The organism is Micromonospora sp. NPDC047756, from assembly GCF_055587245.1.
In genome coordinates, this window is record NZ_JBVJGQ010000005.1 from 293855 (window position 1) to 319134 (window position 25280).

Below are 25280 nucleotides of genomic sequence, written 5' to 3' on the forward strand. Positions count from 1 at the left end.
CCGGCGAGCCCAAGTTCATTTTGCGTTTACCGTAATCGGGTGATTATGAGCGGGTGAGCACCCCTCGCGAGCAGCCGGCCCGCCCGCCCGCCACCGACCTCCGCAACGGCTCCCGTACGCGCGGCGCCGACGGGCGCTTCCGCCCGTCCCGCGCCGAACGTGCCGGTGCCGCCCGCGCCGACACGCTCGCCGACGATCCCGGAGCCGCCTCCTCCGGGCTGGACGAGGTCATCGAACCCGAGCCGGCGATCGAAGGCACGCCCCGAACCCCTGCCGACGTACACCCGGTCCTGTCGGACGGCCTGCCGAACCCCGTGGTGGAGGACGACGAGCCGACGCCCCCGCCGCTGCCCGAGGACCGGTTCCTCAACCGGGAGCTGTCCTGGCTCGACTTCAACGCCCGGGTGCTCACCCTGGCCGAGGACCAGGCCACCCCGCTGCTGGAGCGGGCCAAGTTCCTGGCCATCTTCGCCAGCAATCTCGACGAGTTCTACATGGTGCGCATCGCCGGGCTGAAGCGGCGGCTCTCCGCCGGCCTTCCGGTGCGCGGCGGGGACCGGTTGCCCCTACGTACGCAGTTGGAGCTGATCGCCGAACGGACCGCCGCGCTGGGCGCCCGGCACGCCGCCTGCTTCGTCGACGACGTGCTGCCCAAGCTGGCCGACGAGGGCATCCGCATCCTGCGCTGGGGCGATCTGGGCGACGGCGAGCGGGAGCGGCTACGCACCTACTTCCGGGAGCACATCTTTCCGGTGCTGACCCCGCTCGCGGTGGACCCGGCGCACCCGTTCCCGTACATCTCGGGGCGGTCGCTGAACCTGGCGGTGGCGGTCCGTGACCCCGACGGCGGTTCGGAGCTGTTCGCCCGGGTGAAGGTGCCCAACAACGTTCCCCGCTTCGTCCGGGTGGACCGGGACCAGCCGGGCGTCCGGATGTTGCCGGTGGAGGACCTCATCTCGGTGCACCTGGGGCAGCTGTTCAGCGGCATGCAGGTGGTCGAGTGCCACCTGTTCCGGGTCACCCGCAACGCCGAGGTGGAGGTCGACGAGGACCGCGACGAGGATCTGCTCCAGGCCCTGGAGCGGGAGTTGGCCCGACGGCGGTTCGGTCCGCCGGTCCGGCTGGAGGTCGCCGCGTCCATCTCCGACCACATGTTGGAGCTGCTCGTCCGCGAGTTGGACATGGACGACCAGGACGTGCTCCGGGTGCCCGGCCTGCTGGACCTGTCCGCGCTGTGGCAGGTCTACGGGGAGGCGGACCGGCCGGACCTGAAGGACCCGCCGTTCGTGCCGGCCACCCATCCCCGGCTCGCCGAGGGCGAGGTGCCGCGCAGCGTCTTCGCCACCCTGCGCGACGGGGACATCCTGGTGCACCACCCGTACCACTCGTTCGCCACCAGCGTGCAGCGCTTCATCGAGCAGGCCGCCGCCGACCCGAACGTGCTGGCCATCAAGCAGACCCTCTACCGGACCAGCGGCGACTCCCCGATCGTCGACGCGCTCGTCGACGCGGCCGCCGCCGGCAAGCAGGTGGTGGTGCTGGTGGAGGTGAAGGCCCGCTTCGACGAGGTGGCGAACATCGGCTGGGCCCGCACGCTGGAACGCGCCGGCTGCCACGTCGTCTACGGCCTGGTCGGCCTGAAGACGCACTGCAAGACCGCGCTGGTGGTCCGGCAGGAGGGCAACCAAATCCGTCGCTACTGCCACATCGGCACCGGCAACTACCACCCGAAGACGGCCCGGCTGTACGAGGACTTCGGCATGCTCACCGCCGACCCGGAGATCGGCGCCGACCTCACCGACCTGTTCAACGTGCTCACCGGGTACAGCCGGCAGACCGCGTACCGGCGGTTGCTGGTCGCCCCGCAGGGCATCCGCAGCGGCCTCATCGAGCGGATCGAGCGGGAGATCTCGCACGTCCGCCTGGGTATGCCCGGCCTGGTCCAGTTCAAGGTCAACTCCCTGGTGGACGAGGGGGTGACCGACGCGCTGTACCGCGCCTCCCAGGCCGGCGTCCACGTCGACCTGCTCATCCGGGGCATGTGCACGCTGCGCCCGGGGGTGCCGGGGCTGTCGGAGAACATCCGGGTCCGCTCGATCCTCGGCCGGTTTTTGGAGCACTCCCGGGTCTTCCGGTTCGGCAACAACGGTGAGGCCGAGTTCTGGATGGGCTCGGCCGACCTCATGCACCGCAACCTGGACCGGCGGGTGGAGGCGCTGGTGCAGGTGAGCGACCCGATCGCCCGCGCCGAGTTGGACCAGGTGCTCACCGCAGCGATGAGCCCCGACGTGGACGCGTTCGAGCTGGCCGGCGACGGGACCTGGACCCGGCGTACCGGCGGTGACAATGCGGCCCGGGCCCATCTGCAGGAACTGCTGCTGCGCCGCGTCGGTGGCACGGCCAGCTGACCGCGCAGCGCATAGGCTGAGCTGATGGTCGAGGAGGAGCAGAAGTACGAGGTGGACGACGCCTACGCGCTGCCGGACCTGGCCGGCACGGCCCCGGCCGGCGGCCGGGTCCGGGAACTGCCTCCGGTGACGCTCGTCGCCCGCTACCTCGACACCGTCGACCTGCGGCTGGCCCGGTCCGGCGCCTCGCTGCGCCACCGCAAGGGTGACGAGCTGCCCTGGACCGTGAAACTGCCGACCGGGACCCCGGGCGTCCGGCACGAAATCTCCCGTCCCGGGTCCAAGGGGCAGCCGCCGCCGGAGCTGGTGGGGCTGGTCACCGTCCTGCACCGGGGTGCGCCGCTGGCCCCGGTGACGGTGGTCCGTACGGTGCGGCACGCGTACGAGGTGTGTGACCGGGCCGGCACCGTGCTCGCCGAGGTGGTGGACGACCGGGTGACAGTGCTCGACGACTCCGGCACCACCACCGACACCTTCCGCGAGGTGGAGGTGGAGCTGAAGGCCGGCGACCGGGAGCTGCTCGACCGGGTCGGCGGGGTGCTGCGCGAGGCCGGCGCCCAGGGCGGGTCGTTCACGCCGAAGCACGTACGGGCGCTGGGCGCGACGGCGCAGGCCGATCCGGATCTGGTCGCGCCGGCCGGGCTGACCGCCGAGCCGAACGCCGGTGACGTGGTGACCGAGTCGCTCCGCAAGGAGATCCGCCGGCTGTTGGCGCACGATCCGCTGGTCCGGCTGCGCGCCCCGGCCGCCGGTGGCGACACCGCCGTGCATCAGATGCGGGTGGCCTGCCGACGCCTGCGCAGTGACCTGCGCACCTTCAAACCGTTACTGCGAAGGACCTGGTCCCGCCCGCTGCGCACCGAGCTGCGCTGGCTGGCCGGCGTGCTCGGCGCGGCCCGCGACGCCGAGGTGCTGCGCGCGCGGCTGCGCCGTACCGCCGACGCCGATCCGCTGAGCCCGCTCGACCGGGGCGTTGTGGACCGGCTCGACGAGGTGCTCGCCGAACGGCAGCGGCAGGCGCTCACCGCGATCGACGAGATGCTGCGCTCCGCGCGCTACCTGGCCCTGGTGGACTCCCTGGTGCTGGCCGCCCGCGCGCCCCGGTTCACCCGAGGGGCGGCAGCGCCGGCCGCGCAGGCGCTACCCGCGCTGGTAGCCCGCCCCTGGCGGCGGTTGACCGGGCCGGACGGCGTCGGCGGGCTCGACGCGCAGTCGCCGGACGAGCGCTGGCACGCCGTCCGCAAGGAGGGCAAGCAGACCCGGTACGCGGTCAACGCGGTCGCCCCGACGGTCGGCAAGGGCGCACGGCGGCTGTCCCGCGCGCTCGCCCAGGTGCAGGACGTGCTCGGCGAGCACCAGGACGCGGCGGTGGCGGCGGACACCTGGCTGGAGATCGCCGCCGAGCGACCGGACGACCACGAGCTGGCCGTCACCGCCGGGCGGCTGGCCGAGCGGGAACGCCAGTCGGTACGCCGCACGCGCAGTCTCCTCCCGGCTGCCTGGCACCGGGCCACCCGGCGACGGCGCACCGGTTGGCTGCCGTGACGGGCATCCGGGCAGCGGGCGGGGTGGCCTGGCGGCCGACCGACGACGGCGTACGCGTCTGCGTGGTGCACCGACCCCGTTACGGCGACTGGACGCTGCCGAAGGGCAAGTTGGAGCCGGGCGAGCACGCGCTGGCCGCGGCGGTCCGTGAGGTGGCCGAGGAGGCCGACGTGCGGGGCGTGCCGCAGGTGCGGCTGCCGTCGGTGCGCTACCGCAGCGAGGGGCAACCCAAGCTCGTCGACTACTGGTCGATGCTCGCGGCGGCCAGTGGCGGTTTCCAACCGGACACCGAGGTGGACGACATCCGCTGGCTCGCGGTGGACGACGCGATCCGGTTGGTCAGCTACCCGCACGACGCCGAGGTGTTGGCGGCGTTCGCCGCGCTGCCGTCGGTGACGGCGACTGTCGCGCTGGTCCGGCACGCGCACGCCGGCAAGCGGGCCACCTGGTCCGGCCCGGACGTCGGGCGACCCCTGGATGCCGAGGGGTGGGCCCAGGCGACCACGCTGGCCGGGCTGATCGCCCTGATCCGGCCGGCCCGGCTGGTGTCGGCGTCGCCGCGACGGTGCGTGCAGACACTCGATCCGGTCGCCGCGTTGCTCGATCTGCCGATCGAGGTCTGTGGCGACCTGGACGAACCGCAACCCGGCCAGCAGGGCGACGAGCAGATCCTGCACACCGCCGCCCGGCTGCTGGAGTTGGCCGGCACCGGTGGGCAGTCGGCGGTGTGCAGTCAGGGCAAGGTCCTGCCGGGCGCCCTGGAGCGACTGACCGGCCGCACCGATGCGGACTTCACCACGCCGAAGGGCGGCGGCTGGCTGCTCGCCTTCGCCGCCGACCGGCTGTTGGCCGCCGATCGCCTGTAGGGCCCGCCTTCGTCAGCGGGGCGGCAGGGTCAGGGTCACCGCGACCGGCAGGTGGTCGCTGGCGGTGCTGCGCGGCGCGACCGGATCGCCGGGGGTCAGGCCGGGCGAGACGAAGATGTGGTCGATCTGCTGGCGCGGGTCGTCCGCCGGGCTGGTCGCCAGTGGTCGGGCGGCGGCCAACGCGTCGACCAGGCCGGCCTTGGTGAACTCCCCGAACGCCTCGTCGCCCGGTTCGGTGTTGAGGTCACCCGCCACCACCAACGGCCGACCGGCCGCGTACCGGGTGGCGAAGTCGGCGACCGCGCGGGCCTGGACCACCGGGCCCTTGCCGGGCGGCGGTTGCAGGTGGGTGCTGACGACGGCGGCGCGGACACCGTCGCTGAGGTCGAGCGTGACGGCGAGGGCCTGCGCGCCGGTGGGCGCCCCGACGGCGGCCAGCGGCAGGGTCCGCGGATCGTCCACCGGCCAACGGCTGAGCACCGCGTCACCCCAGACCGGGTCGGCGGCCGGCCCGAAGACGTAGGGCATGCCGAGCCGGTCGGCCAGCAGGTCGAGGGTGTCGTGCCCGCCGTTGAGCAGCCACGCCCGGTCGACCTCGCTGAGCAGCACCACGTCGGGCCGTTGCCCTGCGACCACCTCGGCGAGACCGGCCAGGTCGAACCGGCCGTCCAGCCCGAAACCCATCCGGATGTTGTACGCCACCACGGTCAACCGGTCCGGTGGGCCGTCCCGGTTGCTGGCCACCGGCACCTCGTCGGCGAGCACCGGTGCCAGCAGGGCCAACGCGGTGACCGCGGCGGCGGCCCGCAGCGGCGGAATCGGCCCGGGAAGCCGGTCGACGACGGGGCGGGCGGTGAACGCCACGGCGGCGATCAGCACAGCCACCACCACCGGCACCGCCGCATTGGGGTAGCCGAGGTCGTAGGCCGAGTAGTAGCCGACCGCCCCCACCGCGAAGACGAGCATCCCGGCGGCGACCGCGTACCCCCGCCGGGCGGCACCGGTGTCGGCGCTCGCGGTGTCGGCGCTCGCGGTGTCGGCGGCGGGCTGGCCGGTGTCGTCGGTCAGCGCGAGGCAGGCACCGAGGCCGACCGCGGCGAGGAGGACGGCCGGCAGGAGCAGGTCGCCCCGGTCGAGGGCGAACAGCACCGCGCCGGCGAGCAGCGCCACCGGGCCATACGCCCGGCCCCACCCACGCGGCGGCCGGGTCAACGCGGCGCAGAGGAACGCGGCGACCGCCACCGGCACCGGTGCCAGGCCGAACAGCGGCGAACGAGCCACCCCTTCTCCGGCGACCAGGTACGACATTCCGGTTCGGGCCAGTGCCGGGGAGAGTGCCACCATCCCGGCCAGCAGAAGCGCCGGCCCGGCCAGCAGCCAGGCCCGACCACCACCAGGGCCGACAGCGGCGTCAGCGGGGCCGACAGGGGCGTCAGCGGGGCCGGCGAGGGCGTCACCCGCACCGCCGCGCCGACCGGGTTGCGCCGTGCCGGCCAGGAACACCGCCACCGCGACGGCGCTGAGCAGCCAGGCCACCCAGTCACCCCGCCAGACCAGGTCGACGGTGTCCAACATCGCGTGCAGGGCGGCGTTGACAGCGAACCCCAACGCCAGCCCCGGGACCGGGCGGTCGGTGGCGGCCGCGACGCCGACCAGCCAGACCAACCCGGCGAGCAGACCGGCGGTGGCCAACCAGAGCTGTGTACGCCCGCCGGGAGCGGCGGTGAGCGCGAGCCGGGCGACGGCGAGCGCGACGGCGGCGACAACGGTGACCGGGCGGGCGCCGACCCGGCGGACCACGGCGGGTGCGCCCATCGCGAGCACGAACCAACCGAGGGCGAACGCTCCCATCAGCTCGGCCGGGGTGGACGCCGCCTGGCCGAAGATGGTGATGATGCCGGGCAGCCAGACCCGCAGCACGTCGATGAGGAGGAGCACGCCCAGCGCGAGCGTGCCGGTGGCGAGCTGTCGGTAGCGCACCGGCGCCCCATTTCCGTCGACGGGCCGGCCCAGGGGTGGCCGGCACGGCGATTCTGCGCGAGCCGGCCAACCCGGTCAACGGTCCCCGTACGCCGAGAAGCCGTCCTGGTACGCCGAAAGGGCGCCCACCCACCGGTGGACGCCCTCGCGGTACCTGTCGGTCAGCGCTTGCTGGCCGCCTTCTTGGCCGGAGCCTTCTTCGCCGGCGCCTTCTTGGCCGCCGTGCTCTTGCTCGCCGCCGCGGTGGTCTTCTTCGCCGCGGTCGACCGGGTCGCGGCGGTGGTCTTCTTCGCCGCTGTGGTCTTCTTGCTGGCGGCCGTCTTGGTCGCCGTGGTGGTCTTGCTCGCCTTGGCCGGGGCGGTCTTCTTGCTGGCGGCCGTCTTGGTCGCCGTGGCGGTCTTGCTCGCCTTGGCCGGGGCGGTCTTCTTGCTGGCCGCCTTCGCCGTGGTCGCCTTGGTGCCCGCCGCCTTGGCGGTGGCCGCCTTGGTGCCGGTCGCCTTCGTGCCCGCCGCCTTGGCCGTGGCGGTGCTGGTGGCGGTCTTCTTCGTCGCCGCCGCGGCCTTCGGCACCTTGCCGCTGGCCACCATCTCCTTGAACCCGGCGCCGGGGCGGAAGGTCGGGACTGACGTCTTCTTGACCTTCACCGCCTCGCCGGTACGCGGGTTGCGCGCTGTTCGCGCGCCACGCACACGCTTTTCGAATGCTCCGAATCCGGTGATCGCCACCTTCTCGCCCTTGGTGACCGCCGCCTGGACCTCGGTGAGGACCGCGTCGAGCGCGGCCGTCGCCATCTTCCGGTCCCCCAGGCGAACGGCGAGCGCCTCGATGAGCTCGGCCTTGTTCACGACTTCCTCCCGATTGTGCAACTGACTCGTCGCGAGCCATTCTGCGCGCACGGTATGCCCTGTGCTGCCTGGACACAAACATTCGGTAGAAAAAAGCCCTTGTGTCGTAACGGATTCACCCCCACCGGATGGACCGATGGGGGTGAAATCCGCTGTGCGGACGGCCTAACGGCTATGCCACGGAGGGCAGGAAGGGCAGTCGGCGCGCCTCGTAGGAGTCGATGTCGGCGGCGTGGCGGAGGGTGAGTCCAATGTCGTCGAGGCCCTCCAGCAAGCGCCAACGGCTGAAGTCGTCGAGCGGGAACGACCAGCTGGCATCCCCCGCCCGGACCTGGCGGGCGGTCAGGTCGACTGTCACCGCAGTGGTGGGATCCGCTTCGACCAGGTCCCACAACTCTTCGACGGCTTTCAATTCCAACTCGACCGGCAACAGACCTTCCTTGAGAGCGTTGCCGCGGAAGATGTCACCGAAGCGCGGGGCCACCACGGCGCGGAAGCCCCAGTCCCGTAGCGCCCAGACGGCGTGTTCCCGGGAGGACCCCGTGCCGAACTCCGGACCGGCGATGAGGATCGACGCCCCGGAATAGTTTTCATCGTTGAGCACGAATGCCGGGTCTTCCCGCCAGGCGCTGAACAGCCCGTCGGCGAAGCCTGTCCGGGTCACCCGCTTGAGGTACACGGCGGGGATGATCTGATCGGTGTCCACGTTGGACCGGCGCAGCGGCACGGCGGTGCCGGTGTGGGTGGTGAACTTGTCCATCTCGTCGGTCCCTTCTACAGGTCGGCGGGGGCGGCCAGCCGGCCGACCACGGCGGTGGCGGCGGCCACCGGCGGGGAGACCAGGTGGGTGCGCCCGCCCCGGCCCTGACGGCCCTCGAAGTTGCGGTTCGAGGTGGAGGCGGAGCGCTCGCCCGGCTTCAACGTGTCGGGGTTCATCCCCAGACACATGGAGCAGCCAGCGAACCGCCACTCCGCCCCGGCGTCGGCGAAGACCTTGTCCAGGCCCTCGGCCTCGGCGGCCTCGCGCACCGCGGCGGAGCCGGGCACCACGAGCATCCGCACCCCGTCGGCGACCCGGTGGCCACGCAGCACGTCGGCGGCGGCCCGCAGGTCCTCCAGACGCCCGTTCGTGCAGGAACCCACGAACACCACGTCGATCGGCAGCTCCCGGAGCGGGGTGCCGGGACGCAGGTCCATGTACTCCAGGGCGCGGCGCGCGGCGGCCCGCTCCGAGTCGGTGACGAACTCCTCCGGGTCCGGCACCGGCGCGCTCAACGGCGCGCCCTGCCCCGGGTTGGTGCCCCAGGTGACGAACGGCGTGATCTGGCTGGCATCCAGGGTCACCTCGGCGTCGAAGCGCGCGCCCTCGTCGGAGGGCAGCGTCCGCCACCACGCCACCGCCGCGTCCCAGTCCGCGCCCTGCGGCGCGTTGGGTCGACCCTTGAGGTACGCGAAGGTGGTCTCGTCCGGCGCGATCATGCCGGCCTTGGCGCCCCACTCGATGGACATGTTGGCGATGGTCATCCGCCCCTCCATGGAGAGGGCGCGGATCGCCTCGCCGCGGTACTCGACGATGTGCCCACGACCTCCACCGGTGCCGACCTGCGTGATCAGCGCGAGCACCAGGTCCTTGGCGGTCACGCCGGGCGCGAGCCGGCCGGTGACGTTCACGGCCATCGTCTTCGGCCGGCTCTGCGGCAGCGTCTGGGTGGCCAGCACGTGCTCCACCTCGCTGGTGCCGATGCCGAAGGCGAGCGCGCCGAACGCGCCGTGGGTGGCGGTGTGCGAATCGCCACAGACGATCGTCATGCCCGGCTGCGTGACACCGAGCTGCGGGCCGATCACGTGCACGATGCCCTGGTTGTCGTCGCCGAGCGGGTGCAGCCGCACCCCGAACTCCGCGCAGTTGCGGCGCAACGTCTCGATCTGCGTACGCGACGTGGGGTCCGCGATGGTGAGCAGGTCACCACGGCGGAGGCGGAACGCCGGGTCGTCGTACCCGGTCGGGGTGTTGTGGTCCTCGGTCGCGAGGGTCAGGTCGGTACGACGCACCCGGCGCCCGGCGAGCCGCAGCCCGTCGAAGGCCTGCGGGCTGGTCACCTCGTGCAGCAGGTGCAGGTCGATGAAGAGCAGGTCCGGCTCACCGGCGGCGGACCGTACGACGTGCGCGTCCCAGACCTTCTCGGCCAGGGTCCTCGGCTCAGGAGTGACTCCCACCATCTGGACATCCTAAATTCTGGGAGGTAAGTTTCGGCTTGTGGGACACAGTATGAGCGGTGTCGGCGTTCTCGACAAGGCGGTGGTCATCCTGGCCGCCTGCGTGGACGGCGCCAGCCTGGCCGAACTCGTCGAACGCACCAAGCTGCCCCGGGCCACAGCACATCGCCTGGCCCAGGCCCTGGAGATCCACCGAATGCTGGTGCGGGACACCCAGGGCAGATGGCGGCCCGGCCCCCGTCTGGGCGAGCTGGCGAACGCCGCACCGGACGTCCTGCTGACCGCCGCCGAGCCGCTGCTGGCCGCGCTGCGCGACGCCACCGGTGAGAGCGCGCAGCTCTATCTGCGCCGCGCCGACGAGCGGATCTGCGTGGCGGCGGCGGAACGCGCCAGCGGTCTACGGGACACCGTTCCGGTCGGCTCGGTGCTGCCGATGACGGCCGGCTCAGCGGCCCAGATCCTGCTGGCCTGGGAGCCGCCGGAGGCGGTCATGCCGCTGCTGCCGCGCAGCAAGTTCACCGGACGCACCCTCGCCGAGGTACGCCGTCGCGGCTGGGCGCAGAGCGTCGCCGAGCGGGAGGCCGGTGTGGCGAGCGTCTCCGCCCCGATCCGCGACCGCACCGGCCGGGTCATCGCCTCGGTCAGCATCTCCGGCCCGATCGAGCGCCTGGGCCGCCGCCCCGGCGAACGCCACGCCATGGCAGTGGTAAGAGCCGGCCAACGCCTCTCCGGCCTCTAACCCCCGCCGTCCCTCTCCCCCGGCCCGCCCCGCCCTCGTTGATCATGAAGTTATTGTCACGACACGCCGAGGGCGAGGGCAATAACTTCATGATCAACCGGGGTGAGGCGGTGGGGTGGGGTGGGACGGGGGTGGGACGGGAAAAGGCTCATCTCGCGGCGGCGAGATGAGCCTTTGGTTGTAGCCCCGACCGGATTCGAACCGGCGCTACCGCCTTGAGAGGGCGGCGTCCTGGGCCGCTAGACGACGGGGCCAGAACTTTTCCGTTCACCATCCTCGCGGGCGGTGCGAATGTAGTCTAGCGGCACCGTACCCGGGCGCGAGCGCGGGGTGCGCTGTCGCGCGAGGGTCCCACAGGACGCCGGGCCGGGCCCGACGGGCGGACACGAAACAGCCCGCCTCACGAGGTGAGGCGGGCTGTGCTCGTTGTAGCCCCGACCGGATTCGAACCGGCGCTACCGCCTTGAGAGGGCGGCGTCCTGGGCCGCTAGACGACGGGGCCAGAACAACTTTTGCTCCCCCACCTTAGCGGTGGAGGAGCTGCACTCTACCGAAGACCACCCTCCGCCCCCGAGGGGGCGGAGTCGAACTCCGTCAGAATCCAGCGTCTGGACATTCTCGCGAATTCCAGCAGCGCTGGGGTACCAGGACTCGAACCTAGACTAACTGAACCAGAATCAGTCGGGCTGCCAATTACCCCATACCCCATTGGCCCCTTGCGGCGCCGGGAGTGAACTTTACCCTCCCGGTGCCGGCAGGCCAAATCCGATCCCCCCGAACCACCCGTGAGCTGCGGAAACAGGGGCATCAGACGGATCAGGCGACGGGAACCACCGGGTTGGTGAGCTCGCCGATGCCGTCGATCCGCACGGTGACCGTATCCCCCTCGACAAGCGGGCTAACCCCGGCTGGAGTGCCGGTGAGAACGACGTCGCCGGGCAGCAGGGTCATGACGTGCGAGATGTACGACACCAGGCCCGGCACGTCGAAGACCATGTCCTTCGTCCGGCCGAGTTGGCGTACCTCCATCTCCTCCGGGTTGCGACCCACCTCACACCGGATCTCCAGGTCGGACACGTCGAGCCCGGTGGTGATCCACGGACCGATCGGGCAGAACGAGTCGAAGCCCTTGGCCCGGGTCCACTGCCCGTCCGACCGCTGGAGGTCCCGAGCGGTGACGTCGTTGGCGCAGGTGTAGCCGAAGATGGCCCGTTCGGCGGCGGCGCGGTCGGCGCGGCGCGCACCCGGGGCCCCGATCACGACGGCGAGTTCCGCCTCGTGCTCGACCTGCTTGGAGAAGATCGGCAGTCGGATGGCGTCCCGGGGGCCGATCACCGAGGTGGACGGCTTGAGGAAGAGCAGCGGCTCCTTGGGCACCTCGTTGCCGAGCTCGGCGGCGTGGTCGGCGTAGTTGCGGCCGACACAGACCACCTTGCTGGGCAGGATCGGCGAGAGCAGCCGGACGTCGGAGAGGGCCCAACGGGCCCCGCTGAAGGAGAGATTGCCGAACGGGTGGCCCTCGATCTCGGCGATGGTCAGGCCCTGCGGCCCGGCCTCCGCTTCGCCTTCGACGGCACCGAACGACATTCCCTTGGCATGGGCGAAACGAGCGATACGCACCCGGCCAATCTAGCGCCGCCGGCACCCCGACCGGCCAGGACCGGCCGTGGGGTGTGCTCAACCCGTCACCGCGCGGCACCCTAGCCGAGCCGGAGGTGACCGGGGTGGACTTCTCGACTTCGTACCCGCACGGAGCCGGCTGGCCCCTAGCGTCGGCTCCGGAGGTTCGTTCGTATGCCTGCATCGACACGACACCACAGAGCCCTCGCAGTGTTCGTGCACTGCCTCGGCATCCTCGCCGCCGTGCCGGCCCTGCCGACGGCGGCCCCGGAGGCGGCGGCCACGCCACGACCACCGGCCGCCACCCAAGGACCACCGGCGGCCGCGCACCGACCACCGGCCGCCACGCCAGAACCGACGGCCGCCGCACCACCGGCCGCCACGGCACCACCGGCCGCCACACCAGCACCGGTGGGAACCCGGCCGCCGGTGGCGATGGTCGCGCGGGTGACCGAGCCCACCCCACCCTCGGCGCCACCGGCGATGGCACCACCGACCCGGGCACCCGCCTCGGCGCCCCCGCAACAGGTCACCGTGGCGGTCGCGACGGAGAGCAGCGCGGCACCGAGGTACCGGATCCAGGTGCGCAACGTGAGCAACTCGCCGCTGGAGACCACGGTGCGTCAGGAACTGCCGCCCGGCTCGTCGACGACCGCGATCAGCGGTGGTGGCCGGTCCACCCCGGCCGGCGGATCGGCCACCGAGGTGACCTGGCGGCTGCGGCTGCCCGCGCACAGCACCACCACCCTGGGCACCGCGCTCGCGGCGACCGCGCCGGGCCGGCCGCTGACCGCGCCGACCTGCGCGTTCACCAGTGACGGCAGCCGGCCGTACGACTGCGCCACGGCCACCTGGCAGGCGGCAGCGGCACCGGCGGCCGAGGTGAGCGAGGCACCGCCGTGGCGTCGCTACCCGGTGCTGCTCGCCGGACTGGCGGTCCTGCTGCTGATCGGTGCCACCCTGGTCTGGGTGTGGCGACGTCGGCGCGGGCGTCGGGTGACGGCTGCCGCGCTCGCCACCGGCGGCGGCGCCGAGGATGGTCGCGGGACGGTCTATCCCCGGCCGGCAGCCCCGAGTCCGGTGCGGCGTCGGCGTACCCCGCCGGTCTGGATGGTGGTGGGTGCCGCCGTGGTGGTGCTCGCCGGCGTGGTCGGCACCGCGGGTTGGACGGCGACCCGGCAGGTCTCGGCTATCGACACACAGAAGCAGCCCACCAGCGGCGCGTGGGTGGGCACCGGGGTCGCCGGGGCGATGGGAGTGCCGCTGCGCGAGTCGGCGTTCGAGTTCACCGTCTACCGGATGACCTGCGGCGCGCCCGGCACCGCCGGAAAGGCCGCCGGCGGCGGTGTCGCACCGGCCGACGGGCGACGCTGCGAGGCCACCGTCGGGGTGCGCAACGTCACCGGCGACCACCAGCCCTGGCACAGCGAGCTGCAACGGGCGTACCTGCCCGGTGGGCGCTGGGTGAGCACCGACGAGTCGGCCACCCGGACGGCGAACCTGGGTCGGGACGTCTTCGCCGACCCGATGGCGGCGGGCACCCGGATGGTGCTCCCGCTGGTCTTCACCGTCGACGGGCGGGACCCGCCCCAGCAGTTGGAGCTGCGCAGCGGGGTGTTCTCCGCAGGCGTCCGGGTGCAGATGCCCTGACCGGGTGCGCGGGCGGCGGTCGTACCCTGGGGTGCGTGACCGCCGCCCTCGCCCCCGCCGTGCTCGACGCGGCGCAGTGGCAGGCCCGCCGGCGGGCCCACGAGGAGCGGGTGGATGTCTGGCTGACCCCGCACCTGGCCCGGCGACGACGCGGTGAGCGGCATCCGGTGGCCGACTTCCTGTTCACCTACTACTCGCACCGCCCGGCCCAGCTGCGGCGCTGGCATCCGGGGCCCGGGGTCGAGCTACGGGACGCCGACCCGGCCGAGTTCGGCCGCGACTACCGCGCCGGCACCGCCGGGGTCACCCTCGACACCGAGGGGGTACGCGCGCGGCGCGGGGAGTCGATCGCCTGGATCCGCTCGCTGCTGGAGGCGACCCGGGGACGGGCGCCGCACTTCGGCTGCTTCGGGATGCACGAGTGGGCGATGGTCTACCGGCAGACCCGGGAGGAGTTGCGGCACAACGCCTGGCCGCTGCGGCTCAGCGCGGAACGCACCGCCGAGATCGTCGAGGAGCGGGGCGTGCGGTGCAGCCACTTCGACGCGTTCCGGTTCTTCACGCCGCCGGCCCGCCCGCTGAACCTGCTCACCCCCACCCGGGAGACGCAGCACGCGCACGAGCAGCCAGGTTGCCTGCACGCCAACATGGATCTCTACAAGTGGGCGTACAAGTTGTCGCCGTTGGTCCCCGCGGAGCTGGTGGCCGACGCGTTCGACCTGGCCCGGGACATCCGCACGCTGGACATGCGGGCCAGCCCGTACGACCTGGCGGCCCTCGGCTACCCGCCGGTGCGGGTGGAGACTCCGGACGGCCGGGCGGAGTACGCGGCGGCGCAGCGCGGCTTCGCCGAGCGTGCCGCCCTCCTGCGTGATCGGCTGCTCGCCGCCGTCGGGGCCTAGCCGTCGTCGGCGCGGCGCCGTCCCAGAGCGGCCCGGTCGTCCGCGCGGCGCTGTCACTGTCTGCCCCGGCCGGGCTAGTCGTCGTCGGCGCGGCGATCTCGTTTGCGTTGGGACTGGCGCTTCTTCTCGGCCAGTCGGCGTTCCTTGGCCCCGCGTGACGGGCGGGTGGCACGGCGGGCCGGCGGTGGGGGCGCGGCGGCCTCCCGCAGCAGAGCTGTCATCCGGGCCCGGGCCGCCTCCCGGTTGGCCAACTGGGCCCGGTGTTCGCTGGCGGCGATCGTCAGCACCCCGTCGACGAGGCGGTTGGCCAGCCGGGCCAGCGCCCGCGACCGCAGCCACTCGGGCACGGTCGGCGAGTTGGCCAGGTCGTAGCTCAGCTCGACCCGGGAGTCCGCGGTGTTCACGCCCTGCCCGCCCGGCCCCGACGAGCGGGAGAAGCGCTCCCGCAGCTCCCCGGCGGGGACGACCCACCGGTCGGTCACCCGCAGTCCGTCGTCCACGTCCCGAGGCTAACCCGCGACGACCTGCCGGGGGTCATCGGTGCGGAGGCTCACTCTGCGTCGGGGACTGGCTGGGCGCGGGCCCAGCGGTCTCCTCGTCGGAGCCGACGGCCGCGTACGCCACCGCGCCGAAGAGCAGCACCCCGATGACCGCGGCCTTCACGACGACGCCGCGGATCAGTGACCAGGCGCCACGGCGAGCGCCTGGCACCGATTTCTTGACGGTCTGGTAATCGTTCCACCCACGCCGTGCCCGGGCGTACGCCGACCCCACTGCACATCCGATGACCAGGCCCACCAGCAGGAGGACCGTGAGAAGAGGACGCTCCACCTCAGCCAGTATCCATACCGAGCGTCATATTTCCATTGTCCGATGCCGTCCGGCCGGATATCCGACAGTGCTGGCCCCGTCGGGGCGTTCGCGCAGCTCAGCCGCCCTTGCCGATGATCGTGTCGGCGGTCTGCTGCACCTGGTCGATCGGGATGGCGAACCCGATGCCGATCGAGCCGTTTCCATCGATGGTGGCGATCGCGGTGTTCACCCCGACCACCTCCCCGCGCGCGTTGACCAGTGGCCCACCGGAGTTGCCGGGGTTGATCGACGCGTCGGTCTGCACCGCCGTGTGCCGGTTGTTGCCGAGCCGCACCTCCCGGTCGAGCGCGCTGACGATGCCGGCGGTGACCGTCCCCGCCAGACCGAGCGGCGAACCGACCGCGAGCACCGGCTCACCGACCCGGGTCGCGCCGGGCTTGGCCAGGGGCAGCGGGGTGAGACCGGCCGACGCCGGCACCTTCAGCACCGCCAGGTCGCTGCGCGGTTCCCGTCCGACCACCTCGGCGGCGAACCGGCGGCCGTCGGGCAGCTCGACGGTCACCGGTCCGCCGCCGCCCTTGGCCAGGATGTGGTCGTTGGTGATCAGGTGCTGCTGGTCGTCCACGGCGAAGCCGGAGCCGGTCGCGGATCCGCTGCTCGCGCCGCCGGCCAGCACCGACACCACCCCGGGCACGGTCCGCGCGGCAGCGGTGACCAGCTCGGCCGGCACCGGAGCGGCGGACGCCGCGGCCGGGCCACCAGCCCCGTCCCGACTGGCCACCACGCCGCCGGCGAGAGCACCGGAGACGGCCGAGACCGCCACCACGGCCAACACGGTGAACAGCCGCCCGGGCCGTCGCCCGCCCGGGTCGCGCTCGGGAGCGTCCCACCACCCGCGCCCGTCCGGGTCGAGTTCCGGTGAGATGAACCAGGGACCGCGCGGTTCGCCCAGTCCGGTCTGCACTGCCATGCGTACTCCTCACTGTCGACGTCGGTGGTGCGCGGCGGTCAGGGCAGCCGGGAGAACCAGCGCATCGAGCCGGCGGCGGCGCCCATGGCGAACACCAGTCCGAGGCCGATGAAGCGGGCCGAGATGTCCTGCCGCTCCGTGCGGTAGCCGACCGAACTGCCGATGTCGTCGTAGACGGCGCGCAGCTCGTCGGTGGTGCTGGCCTCGTGGAACATGCCGCCGGTCTCCTCGGCGACCGCCCTGAGGGTCTGTCCGTCCACCGGCACCTGAATGGGCCGTCCACCTCGGTCGACGAACCCGGACGGGGTGCCGAACGAGATCGAGTGCACCGGCACCTCCGCCTTCACCGCTTCCGCGGCCGCCTCCATGGGGTCCATACCGGAGGTGTTGGCACCGTCGGAGAGCAGGATGACCCGGGCGGGTGGGGTCTCCTTCGCGGCCTCGCTGTCGAGGCTCTTGACCGCGCCGAGTGAGGTGTTGATGGCCTCGCCGATCGCGGTGCCCTGGACGCCGGTGATGCCCTCGGCGAGCCGGTCGATCCCCTCGTCGAGGGCGTCCCGGTCGGTGCTCGGCGGCACCAGTACGGCGGCACTGCCGGCGAACGCGACGAGACCGACGTTGAACTCGTCGGGCAGGCCCTTGACGAAGCGCCGGGCGGCTTCCTTGGCGGCGGCCAGCCGGTCCGGTTCGACGTCGGTGGCGAGCATCGACGTGGAGACGTCCACCGCCACCATCACCGTGGCCCGTTCCCGGGGCACCCGCACCTCGGCGCTCGGCCGGGCGAAGCCGACCACGAGCAGCGCCAGCATGGCCAGGAAGAGCCCCGCCGGTACGTGCCGGCGCCAGGCGGGCCGCTCCGGCGCCACCCGGTCCAGCAGCCGCAGGTTGGTGAAGCGGACCGCGTACCGGCTGCGTCGCCGTTGCAGCACCAGGTACGCGACGACCAGGGCGAGCACGCCGAGCAGCAGCCAGAGTCGCAGCGGCGACTGCCAGATCACGCGGCACCTCCCCGGGGCCGGCCGACCGGCGCGGCGGCCAGCCGACGCTGGGCGTGCACGTGCCGGACGATGTCGGCGCTCCAGTCGCCGTCGGTGCGCAGCGGCAGATGGGTGGCCCCGCTGCGGCGCAGCGCCTGGTGGACCTGTTCGCGCTGGGCGGTGGCGGCCTCGGCGTACCGTTCGCGCAGCCCACGGTCCGATGTGCACACCTCACGGTGTCGACCGGTCTCCGGGTCGACGAGCGTGATCAGGCCGACGTCCGGTAGTTCCAGCTCCCGGGGGTCGGTCACCTCGATCGCCAGCACCTGGTGCCGGACGGCCAGCCGGCGCATGGTCCGCTCCCAGGGTGCTGCCTGCGCGGCGTCGTCGGGCAGGCCGTCGAGGAAGTCGGAGACCACCACGACCAGCCCACGCCGGTTGGCGATCCGGTGCAGCGCGTCGAGCCCGTCCGCCAGGTCGGGCGGTCGGGTCGCCGGCACTCGCGCCGGCCGGCCGGTGGGCGCGGTGGCCCGGGGGGCGGCGAGCAGCGCGCGGAGCAGGGAGAGCAGATGGGTACGCCCGCTGCGGGCCGGGAAGCGGCGGACCCCGTCGGCGCGCAGCACCTGCGCGCCGAGGCGGTTGCCGACGCCCGCGGTCAGGAAACCGACCGCCGCGACGGCAGCCACCGCCAGTTCCCGTTTGTCCAGCTCGGCGGTGCCGAACTCCATGCTGGCGCTGCCGTCGACGAGCAGCCAGGTGGTCAGCTCCCGGTCGGCGTCGACCTGCCGGACGTGCGGGACGGCGGTCCGGGCGGTCACCGCCCAGTCCATCCGGCGCACCTCGTCCTCGCCCGGCCGGTATTCGCGACTGCCGGAGGGTTCACTGCCGGGACCGGGCAGCAGTCCACGGTACTGGCCGTGCAGCAGGCCATTCAGCCGGCGCGTGACGGTCAGCTCCAGGCGACGCAGGCGCTGGTCCGGGGCCAGCTCGGCCAGGCCGGGGTCGGCCGGCGCGGCGGTGGCGCGTCTCATGCCGCCGCCAGATCCGGTGTCTGCTGCGGGTGTCCGGTGGCCAGCCGGGGTGGCGGCACCGCCTCGACGAGCCGTCGCACCACGCTCTCGGCCGTCACCCCGTCCGCCACCGCGTCGAAGGAGAGCACCAGCCGGTGGGCGAGGACGTCGACGGCCAGTTCGCGGATGTCCTCGGGCAGCACGTACTCCCGCCCTCGCAGCAGAGCCTGCGCCCGGGCCGCCGCGACCAGGCCCAGGGTTGCTCGGGGGCTGGCCCCGTACGCCAACAGCGGGGCGATCTCCGGTAGCCCGAACCGGCCCGGGTCGCGGGTGGCGAGGATCAGCCGCACCACGTACTCGGCCAACGCGTGGTGGACGAAGACCCGCTCGGCGTGGGTCTGGAGGTCCCGCAGCCGTTGGGCGTCGAGCACCTGGCGCGGGGTCGGTCGGTCGGTGCTCATCCGGTAGAGGATGGCCAGCTCGTCGGCGTCGCTGGGGTAGTCGACGACCACCTTCATCAGGAACCGGTCACGCTGCGCCTCCGGGAGCTGGTAGACCCCCTCGGACTCGATCGGGTTCTGGGTGGCCAGCACCAGGAACGGCTCCGGCACCGGCCAGCTGCGCCCGCCGATGGAGACCTGCCGTTCGGCCATCGCCTCCAGCAGCGCCGACTGGACCTTGGCCGGGGCCCGGTTGATCTCGTCGGCCAGCACCAGGTTGGCCATGATCGGGCCCAGCTCGATGTCGAAGGTCTCCTTGGACGCCCGGTAGATCCGGGTGCCGACGATGTCGGAGGGCACCAGGTCCGGGGTGAACTGGATCCGGGAGAAGGTGCCGCCGACCACCGTCGCGAGGGTCTGCGCGGCCAGTGTCTTGGCCACGCCGGGCACCCCCTCCAGGAGGCAGTGTCCGTTGGCGACCAGGGCGGTGAGCAGGCGTTCGACGAGGCGATCCTGCCCGACGATCACGCGTTTGACCTCGAAGAGGGTCTGTTCCAGCTCGATGCCGGTCGGCTCCGGATCGACCGGGCTGGGCATGCTGGCCAGGGTGTCCGAGATGTCCGTCACGGTGCTTGCTTCCCGGGCACACGTCCGGCAAACGTGGGATTGTGCGGCCCGGACCGGCCCGGAGTGGCCGGAACGGGGATGAGCCGCGCGCAAGGGTGACGACCGTCGCGAGCCCGCCGAGGAGCGCACAACCGGCAGGTGACCAACCGCCGGATGCCCTACCGGGCACGAACCGGTCGAGGACAGCCCTCGCCGATCTCGCCGAGGCTGCCGTCGCCGACGGCAACGCGGAGCTGACCCGGGTCGACAGCGACGCCGATGAGCGGGCCGATCCGCTCGGTTTCAGGGAAGTCGTGGCGTCCGCATGATCGGGACACCCCGAGTTACCGAAAGCCGAGTGGATCGCGTTACCCGGCCAGGCCGGCCGAGGTAGCGGCCGGCGCTGAGCGGACAGAATCCGGCCCCCGTGCCGGATGCGACGGGGGCCGGATGTCGGGTCGGTCAGGGTGTGTGGGTGAGCAGGGTGAAGCCCAGGTTGGCCGGCACCCCGGCCGAGTTGCGGGTCTGCACGAAGACCGCGTTGGGCGTCAGCAACCGCGGGGCGACCGAGACCTCGCCGCCCGGCGGGATGCAGCAGGAGCCGGACAGGGACAGGGTGGCCAGGAAGGCACCGGCCGAGACGTTGTGACCGAAGATCACCTCGTACTCCCCGACGCCGTACTTGACCACGGTGCCGGTGCCGCGCGCCTTGGTGCCGTTGGAGTTGACGACGGTGTAGACGTTGGTGGCCACCAGTGGGGTGGCCGCGTTCGCCTTCAGCGCGGCTTTCGCGAGACGCGCCGACTCGGCGCTGACCGGCGGCTGGGAGTTCGTGCCGCGGGCCGGCTGGACCGTTTCCTGCGGCGCCTTCGCCGACGGCTGGGCGATAGCGATGCCCCCGCCGGCGAGACTGAGCCCCAGGACAGCGAACGTGACCGCCGCCACCTTACGTCGGAAGGATGTGCTCATGACAGGTCCCCCTTGTGTGAGCGTGCGAATTCGGCCGACCCGCGGGGCGGGACGGATGACTGCCAACAAATAGGCGTACGACGACAGTTAGGCGGGGGAAAGCTGCCTTGCTCACACCCGACGAGATTGATTTCTCAGCAATCTACATCCCCTCTGAGCTGCTGTTACTACTCAGAGTTGCGTCGTTTAAGCCAGATGGAACGTAGCACCGGAAAAAGCCACCAGTCAATAGTTGATCTCGCTTTTCCGGGGTGTCAACCAACCGTCAGACAATGATGAAATGTGAGCGCATCACCATTCATGAAATGGTTTCGCCGGGCCCTACTAGGATCATCTTCGTGATCGTCGACGCGCCAACCGCGCACCGGAACGCCCGACTCGGCACTGCGCTCTGCTGGGTTGCCGTCGTACCCACCGCCCTCTGGGCGGTAGCCCGACTGGTCGGCCTGGACCGGGGGCCGCTGGTGCAGGCGCTCGCGTTCACGCCATACGTCGCGGGGGTCAGCGTGCTGGTCCTGGCTCTCACGCTCGCCCTGCGGCGCTGGTGGCCGGCGGCGGTCGCGGCCCTGGCGGCGGTGGCGTTGCTCGGTGCCGTCGCACCTCGGGCGCTGGCCAACCCGCAGCCGGCAGCGGCCGGGCCGACGGTTCGGCTGCTCACCGCCAATCTGCTGGCCGGCGCCGGCGACGCACGGACACTGGTGGAGCTCATCCGGCGACACCAGGTGGACGTGCTCACCGTGCAGGAGTTCACGCCCGACGCGCAGGCCGCCCTGGATCAACTCGGTCTCGCCACGCTGCTGCCGCACCGGCAACTCAACCCCGAGATCGGCACCACCGGCTCCGGGCTCTACTCACGGTGGGCGATCACCGACGGCGGCGTCCGACGCAACCTCGACGGCTGGGGCTTCAGTCAGGCGTACGCGACGGTGTCCGTCCCCGGCGGGCCCCCGGTCCGCGTCGAGTCGGCCCACCCCTCGGCACCGTACGCGCTGGACCAGGTGGGTGCCTGGCGTGCCGACCTGACCGCCCAACCACCGGCCACCCCGGACGGTGGCCTGCGGATCCTCGCCGGAGACTTCAACGCGACCCTCGACCACAGTCCACTGCGGGCACTGCTGCGCAGCGGTTACGTCGACGCCGCCGACGCGACAGGGCAGGGTCTGACCGGCACCTGGGGCCCGTACGACGGCGACCTCATTCCACCCGTCACCATCGACCACGTCCTGGTCGACCACCGGATAGCGGTCCGCTCCGTGCAGGTGCTGACCCTCCCCAACAGCGACCACCGCCCCCTCCAAGCCACCCTCACCCTCCCCCAAACCCCCTAACCCCCACCCCCCTCGCCCCGCCCCACCCCCGCCCCACCCCGCCGATCTTGCACTTTCTGTCCCGGCATCAGCGACAAAAGCCGCATAAGGTCGACACAAAGTGCAAGATCGGCGAGAGCGGGGGGCGGGGGCGAGGGGCGGGGCGGGGGCGAGGGGCGGGGACGGGGGTGGGGTGGGGGTTAGACGGGGGTGGGGGCTAGGCCGTAGGTCAGGGCGTCTACCAGGGCGTGCCAGCTGGCTTCGACCACGTTGGGGTGGACGCCTACCGTGGTCCAGTCGCGGCCGTTGCCGTTCGAGGTTTCCAGCAGCACCCGGGTGACCGCGCCGGTGCCGTGACTGCCCTCCAGGATCCGCACCTTGTAGTCGGCCAACTCGAAGTCGCGCAGTTGCGGATAGTGCCGCGCCAGCCCCACCCGCAGCGCCTCGTCGAGGGCGTTGACCGGGCCGTTGCCCTCGGCGGTGGCGATCACCCGCTCACCGCGGACCCGGATCTTGACGGTCGCCTCGGAGACCACGGCGCCGTCCTCACGGTGCTCGACCAACACCCGGTACGACTCCAGGGTGAACGGTCGGGCCGGGCTGCCCTCCGGCATCTCGGAGCGCACCAGCAGCTCGAACGAGGCGTCGGCCGCCTCGAACGACCAGCCACCCGCCTCCAGCTCCTTGACCCGCTTGGTGACCCGGTTCAGGGCGTCCGGGCTGGCGGCCAGGTCCAGGCCGAGCTCACGACTCTTGAGCTCGACGCTGGCCCGACCGGCCATCTCCGTGACCAGGATCCGCATGTCGTTGCCCACCACCGACGGGTCCACGTGGTTGTAGAGCAACGGGTCGACCTTGATCGCGCTCGCGTGCAGCCCCGCCTTGTGGGCGAAGGCGGCGGCCCCGGCGTACGCCTGGTGGGTGTCGGGGGCGATGTTGGCGATCTCGGCGATGGCGTGCGAGACCCGCACCATCTGCGCCAGGCAGCCCTCCGGTAGGACGGGCATGCCGAGCTTGAGTTGGAGGTTGGCGACGACCGCGAAGATGTCGGCGTTGCCGGGGCGCTCGCCGTACCCGTTGGCGGTGCCCTGCACGTGGCGGACGCCCGCCTCCACGGCGGCGATGGTGTTGGCCACCGCGCAGGCGGTGTCGTTCTGGGCGTGCATACCGAGCAGCCCGGCGTCGATCCCCAGCCTGTTGGTCAGGTCCTGGATCACGGCGGTCACCTGGGACGGCAACATGCCGCCGTTGGTGTCGCAGAGCACCATCCGCTCGGCGCCGGCGGCGAGCGCGGTCTGCACCACGGCGGCGCCGTACGCGGGGTCGTGCCGGTAACCGTCGAAGAAGTGTTCGCCGTCGACGAAGACCCGGCGACCCTCGCGGACGAGGTGGTCGACGGTGTCGTGGATCATCGCGAGGTTCTCCGCGCCGGTGGTGCGCAGCGCGCGCTCGACGTGCCGGGTGTCGGCCTTGGCGACCAGGGCCACGGCCGGGGTCTGCGCGTCCAGCAGGGCGCGTACCTGGGGGTCGTCCGCGACCGCGACGCCGGCCTTGCGGGTGGCGCCGAACGCGACGAGTACGGCGTGCCGCAGGTCCAGCTCGGTGCGGGCGCGGCGGAAGAACTCGGTGTCCTTGGGCACCGCGCCCGGCCAGCCGCCCTCGATGAAGCCGACGCCGAACTCGTCGAGCAGCCGGGCCACGGCCAGCTTGTCGACCACCGAGTAGGTGAGCCCCTCGCGCTGAGCGCCGTCGCGCAACGTGGTGTCGAAGACCTGGAACGTCATCAGGATCCTTTCTCGGAGCAACAAAAAGACCTCCCGCGGATGCGGGAGGTCTGCGCGCTCGGCAGAGGGGAGAGCCGGCGCGCTAGGTCGCAATAATCAGGGCGGTGCTGGTCACGATGGCCACTCTGCCACCCCCGCCCCGAATGTGGGAGGAACAATCCATATAGCGGGATGGTGACGGAGGGTTCGTGCGCCCCGGACCGCCGCTCGTGATCGGCTTCACACGCCACCCAGCCCACGCATCGGGGGAAACAGCCGTGCGGAAGCATCGGGAACGGATCCGATGATGGCCACCGTGCCATCTGCAAGGAGGACCTGTGCTCACCGTCAGTGACCGCTTACCTGAGCACGGCCTCGCCGCCTGTGTATCGCTGGGCGCCAACAACGCGTCCACGGCGGTCAACCACACGTCCCACGAGGGCACGTGGTGTGTGGTCTTCGTCGGGCCGATGGGTTTCACCTCCATCAGCCCGGCGGGGATCGCTGACGAGACCTCCGGGTTCTGACCATGGGCCTGGACGCGATCAGGGCAGCTCTGCCGGAGTACGCCAACGACATCAGGCTCAACCTGGACGCCACGATCGGTTCCTCGGCGCTGACTCCGCCGCAGACCTGGGGCGTCGCGCTGGCCTGTGCGGTGACCGCTCGCAACCCGGTGGTGTTGCGGGAGATCGCAGCCGAGGCGCTCGGACACCTTGGGCCGGAGGGTGTCGAGGCGGCCAAGGGCGCTGCGGCGATCATGGCGATGAACAATATCTACTACCGGGCCAAGCACCTGATCGGCGACGAGCGGTACGCCTCGATGCCGGCCCGACTGCGGATGCGGATCATCGCGAGGCCGGGAGTGGACAAGGGCGACTTCGAGCTCTGGTGTTTCGCCGTGTCGGCCATCACCGGCTGCGAAGTGTGCCTGACGTTGCACGAGAAGAAGCTGCGCGGCAGCGGCTTCAGCCGGGAGCAGCTGAACGACGCCCTGCGAATCTCGGCCGTGGTGCACGCCGCGGCCATCACCCTGGACGCCGAGACCGCACTGGCCTGATCGCCGTTTCCGGCCCCCGACGGCCGGGTAGCTCCTGCGGGGGACGCACACAGCTACGGCAGACGATCGGCGACAGTCAGGAGCGAACGGCATGGACAGGATCGATCCGCACGCCACCCACGCCGGGCCGGACCCGCTGCGCGGCGGCGACCAGGGCGCGGTGCCCGGCGGTGCGCCGGCCGGCACGTTCGACCCCTGGCGCTACCGGGACCAGGCCGGCGTGGCCGACGTCGACCTGGTCGGCTACAAGGTCGAGGCCACCGACGGGGGAATCGGCAAGATCGACAGCGCGAGTCACGAGGTGGGCGGCAGCTACCTGGTCGTGGACACCGGGCCCTGGATCTTCGGCAAGAAGGTGATGTTGCCGGCCGGCACCGTCAACCAGGTCGACCACGACCAGCGCACCGTCTCCGTCGACCGGACCCAGGACCAGATCAAGGCCGCCCCGGAGTACGACGAGACCAGCCACAGCGACCCGAGCTACCGGGATCAGCTCGGCGGCTACTACGACGAGACGTACGGCGCGCTCCCGCCCGGCACCGCACGCTGACTGTTCGACCCGACGGCCGGTGGGGCACTGTCCCACCGGCCGT

The 25280-nt window shown here is 72.2% G+C and carries 23 protein-coding genes and 3 tRNA genes; 10 read left to right on the forward strand and 16 right to left on the reverse strand.

The annotated features are described in order from the left end of the window. The first annotated feature begins 53 nt into the window (after positions 1 to 53). Genes ACZ6NZ_RS18000 through ACZ6NZ_RS18010 form a run of 3 tightly spaced genes read left to right on the forward strand, consistent with a single transcriptional unit; the run spans position 54 to position 4819 of the window. Complete coding sequence (locus ACZ6NZ_RS18000) at positions 54 to 2408, forward strand: RNA degradosome polyphosphate kinase (RefSeq protein ID WP_465859086.1); 2355 nt, start codon at positions 54 to 56, stop codon at positions 2406 to 2408. A 24-nt stretch (positions 2409 to 2432) separates the two neighbouring features. Then, the gene (locus ACZ6NZ_RS18005) at positions 2433 to 3953 is read left to right on the forward strand and encodes a CYTH and CHAD domain-containing protein (protein ID WP_465859088.1); all 1521 of its coding nucleotides are present in this window, start codon (positions 2433 to 2435) and stop codon (positions 3951 to 3953) included. Next, positions 3941 to 4819: an NUDIX hydrolase gene (locus ACZ6NZ_RS18010; protein ID WP_465859090.1), complete on the forward strand. Its 879-nt coding sequence runs from the start codon at positions 3941 to 3943 to the stop codon at positions 4817 to 4819. The genes ACZ6NZ_RS18005 and ACZ6NZ_RS18010 overlap by 13 nt, the downstream gene beginning before the upstream one ends. A 12-nt stretch (positions 4820 to 4831) precedes the next feature. On the opposite strand, the gene ACZ6NZ_RS18015 is transcribed toward ACZ6NZ_RS18010, so the two are convergent. From ACZ6NZ_RS18015 to leuC, 4 genes are all read right to left on the reverse strand, one after another. Continuing rightward, positions 4832 to 6799 (reverse strand): endonuclease/exonuclease/phosphatase family protein, encoded by a 1968-nt coding sequence (locus ACZ6NZ_RS18015; protein ID WP_465859092.1) that lies wholly within the window; start codon positions 6797 to 6799, stop codon positions 4832 to 4834. Between the two features lie 161 nt (positions 6800 to 6960). Beyond that, complete coding sequence (locus tag ACZ6NZ_RS18020; RefSeq protein WP_366608208.1) at positions 6961 to 7644, reverse strand: HU family DNA-binding protein; 684 nt, start codon at positions 7642 to 7644, stop codon at positions 6961 to 6963. A 172-nt stretch (positions 7645 to 7816) separates the two neighbouring features. Continuing rightward, on the reverse strand, positions 7817 to 8404 hold the full coding sequence (gene leuD, locus ACZ6NZ_RS18025) for a 3-isopropylmalate dehydratase small subunit (RefSeq protein ID WP_465859094.1): 588 nt from the start codon (positions 8402 to 8404) through the stop codon (positions 7817 to 7819). A 14-nt stretch (positions 8405 to 8418) separates the two neighbouring features. Then, positions 8419 to 9864, reverse strand: coding sequence for a 3-isopropylmalate dehydratase large subunit (gene leuC, locus ACZ6NZ_RS18030; protein ID WP_465859095.1), 1446 nt, complete (start codon positions 9862 to 9864; stop codon positions 8419 to 8421). A gap of 49 nt (positions 9865 to 9913) precedes the next feature. On the opposite strand from leuC, the gene ACZ6NZ_RS18035 reads away from it, so the two are divergent. After that, complete coding sequence (locus ACZ6NZ_RS18035; protein WP_007456408.1) at positions 9914 to 10600, forward strand: IclR family transcriptional regulator; 687 nt, start codon at positions 9914 to 9916, stop codon at positions 10598 to 10600. Between the two features lie 181 nt (positions 10601 to 10781). Here the strand turns inward: ACZ6NZ_RS18035 and ACZ6NZ_RS18040 are convergent. From ACZ6NZ_RS18040 to ACZ6NZ_RS18055, 4 genes are all read right to left on the reverse strand, one after another. Continuing rightward, a tRNA-Glu gene (locus ACZ6NZ_RS18040) sits at positions 10782 to 10854 on the reverse strand. 175 nt (positions 10855 to 11029) lie between these two features. Next, positions 11030 to 11102 (reverse strand) — tRNA-Glu (locus ACZ6NZ_RS18045). Between the two features lie 134 nt (positions 11103 to 11236). Continuing rightward, positions 11237 to 11308 (reverse strand) — tRNA-Gln (locus ACZ6NZ_RS18050). Positions 11309 to 11416: 108 nt separating this feature from the next. After that, positions 11417 to 12220: a fumarylacetoacetate hydrolase family protein gene (locus ACZ6NZ_RS18055; RefSeq protein ID WP_091393135.1), complete on the reverse strand. Its 804-nt coding sequence runs from the start codon at positions 12218 to 12220 to the stop codon at positions 11417 to 11419. 174 nt (positions 12221 to 12394) lie between these two features. Between ACZ6NZ_RS18055 and ACZ6NZ_RS18060 the strand changes: the two genes are divergently transcribed. Then, complete coding sequence (locus ACZ6NZ_RS18060) at positions 12395 to 13870, forward strand: hypothetical protein (protein WP_465859098.1); 1476 nt, start codon at positions 12395 to 12397, stop codon at positions 13868 to 13870. A 35-nt stretch (positions 13871 to 13905) separates the two neighbouring features. Beyond that, the gene (locus ACZ6NZ_RS18065) at positions 13906 to 14772 is read left to right on the forward strand and encodes a 3-methyladenine DNA glycosylase (RefSeq protein WP_465859099.1); all 867 of its coding nucleotides are present in this window, start codon (positions 13906 to 13908) and stop codon (positions 14770 to 14772) included. A gap of 74 nt (positions 14773 to 14846) precedes the next feature. Here the strand turns inward: ACZ6NZ_RS18065 and arfB are convergent, their stop codons facing one another. From arfB to ACZ6NZ_RS18100, 7 genes are all read right to left on the reverse strand, one after another. Beyond that, a complete protein-coding gene (gene arfB, locus ACZ6NZ_RS18070) occupies positions 14847 to 15272 on the reverse strand; it encodes an alternative ribosome rescue aminoacyl-tRNA hydrolase ArfB (protein ID WP_366608202.1) in 426 nt (141 codons plus the stop codon). 34 nt (positions 15273 to 15306) lie between these two features. Beyond that, positions 15307 to 15603, reverse strand: coding sequence for a hypothetical protein (locus ACZ6NZ_RS18075; RefSeq protein ID WP_210786404.1), 297 nt, complete (start codon positions 15601 to 15603; stop codon positions 15307 to 15309). 97 nt (positions 15604 to 15700) lie between these two features. Then, entirely contained in the window at positions 15701 to 16555 is an 855-nt protein-coding gene (locus ACZ6NZ_RS18080; RefSeq protein ID WP_366608201.1) for a S1C family serine protease, read from the reverse strand. A gap of 38 nt (positions 16556 to 16593) precedes the next feature. After that, entirely contained in the window at positions 16594 to 17553 is a 960-nt protein-coding gene (locus ACZ6NZ_RS18085; RefSeq protein WP_366608200.1) for a VWA domain-containing protein, read from the reverse strand. Then, positions 17550 to 18563, reverse strand: coding sequence for a DUF58 domain-containing protein (locus tag ACZ6NZ_RS18090; RefSeq protein WP_465859101.1), 1014 nt, complete (start codon positions 18561 to 18563; stop codon positions 17550 to 17552). Before ACZ6NZ_RS18090 ends, ACZ6NZ_RS18085 begins: the two co-directional genes overlap by 4 nt. Beyond that, positions 18560 to 19609: an AAA family ATPase gene (locus tag ACZ6NZ_RS18095; RefSeq protein ID WP_465859103.1), complete on the reverse strand. Its 1050-nt coding sequence runs from the start codon at positions 19607 to 19609 to the stop codon at positions 18560 to 18562. Before ACZ6NZ_RS18095 ends, ACZ6NZ_RS18090 begins: the two co-directional genes overlap by 4 nt. 441 nt (positions 19610 to 20050) lie before the next feature. Further along, complete coding sequence (locus tag ACZ6NZ_RS18100) at positions 20051 to 20557, reverse strand: hypothetical protein (protein ID WP_465859105.1); 507 nt, start codon at positions 20555 to 20557, stop codon at positions 20051 to 20053. Positions 20558 to 20898: 341 nt separating this feature from the next. On the opposite strand from ACZ6NZ_RS18100, the gene ACZ6NZ_RS18105 reads away from it, so the two are divergent. Then, entirely contained in the window at positions 20899 to 21885 is a 987-nt protein-coding gene (locus ACZ6NZ_RS18105; RefSeq protein WP_465859486.1) for an endonuclease/exonuclease/phosphatase family protein, read from the forward strand. A gap of 179 nt (positions 21886 to 22064) precedes the next feature. On the opposite strand, the gene cimA is transcribed toward ACZ6NZ_RS18105, so the two are convergent. Continuing rightward, on the reverse strand, positions 22065 to 23648 hold the full coding sequence (cimA, locus tag ACZ6NZ_RS18110; RefSeq protein WP_366608196.1) for a citramalate synthase: 1584 nt from the start codon (positions 23646 to 23648) through the stop codon (positions 22065 to 22067). A gap of 317 nt (positions 23649 to 23965) precedes the next feature. Here cimA and ACZ6NZ_RS18115 point away from each other — a divergent pair, with 317 nt between their 5' ends. The 3 genes from ACZ6NZ_RS18115 (at position 23966) to ACZ6NZ_RS18125 (ending at position 25237) form a co-directional block, all read left to right on the forward strand. Then, on the forward strand, positions 23966 to 24154 hold the full coding sequence (locus tag ACZ6NZ_RS18115; protein ID WP_366608195.1) for a hypothetical protein: 189 nt from the start codon (positions 23966 to 23968) through the stop codon (positions 24152 to 24154). A gap of 2 nt (positions 24155 to 24156) precedes the next feature. After that, on the forward strand, positions 24157 to 24687 hold the full coding sequence (gene ahpD, locus ACZ6NZ_RS18120; protein WP_465859107.1) for an alkylhydroperoxidase, AhpD family: 531 nt from the start codon (positions 24157 to 24159) through the stop codon (positions 24685 to 24687). A gap of 91 nt (positions 24688 to 24778) precedes the next feature. Beyond that, entirely contained in the window at positions 24779 to 25237 is a 459-nt protein-coding gene (locus ACZ6NZ_RS18125) for a PRC-barrel domain containing protein (RefSeq protein ID WP_355005300.1), read from the forward strand. Positions 25238 to 25280 lie beyond the last annotated feature (43 nt).

Bases quoted from the DNA above. Each gene is read 5' to 3' on its own strand.
- ACZ6NZ_RS18005 (WP_465859088.1), top strand. From the start codon at position 2,433: ATGGTCGAGGAGGAGCAGAAGTACGAGGTGGACGACGCCTACGCGCTG.
- leuD (WP_465859094.1), bottom strand. From the start codon at position 8,404: ATGGACAAGTTCACCACCCACACCGGCACCGCCGTGCCGCTGCGCCGG.
- leuC (WP_465859095.1), bottom strand. From the start codon at position 9,864: ATGGTGGGAGTCACTCCTGAGCCGAGGACCCTGGCCGAGAAGGTCTGG.
- ACZ6NZ_RS18035 (WP_007456408.1), top strand. From the start codon at position 9,914: ATGAGCGGTGTCGGCGTTCTCGACAAGGCGGTGGTCATCCTGGCCGCC.
- ACZ6NZ_RS18060 (WP_465859098.1), top strand. From the start codon at position 12,395: ATGCCTGCATCGACACGACACCACAGAGCCCTCGCAGTGTTCGTGCAC.
- ACZ6NZ_RS18080 (WP_366608201.1), bottom strand. From the start codon at position 16,555: ATGGCAGTGCAGACCGGACTGGGCGAACCGCGCGGTCCCTGGTTCATC.
- ACZ6NZ_RS18090 (WP_465859101.1), bottom strand. From the start codon at position 18,563: ATGAGACGCGCCACCGCCGCGCCGGCCGACCCCGGCCTGGCCGAGCTG.
- ACZ6NZ_RS18100 (WP_465859105.1), bottom strand. From the start codon at position 20,557: ATGAGCACATCCTTCCGACGTAAGGTGGCGGCGGTCACGTTCGCTGTC.
- cimA (WP_366608196.1), bottom strand. From the start codon at position 23,648: ATGACGTTCCAGGTCTTCGACACCACGTTGCGCGACGGCGCTCAGCGC.
- ahpD (WP_465859107.1), top strand. From the start codon at position 24,157: ATGGGCCTGGACGCGATCAGGGCAGCTCTGCCGGAGTACGCCAACGAC.
- ACZ6NZ_RS18125 (WP_355005300.1), top strand. From the start codon at position 24,779: ATGGACAGGATCGATCCGCACGCCACCCACGCCGGGCCGGACCCGCTG.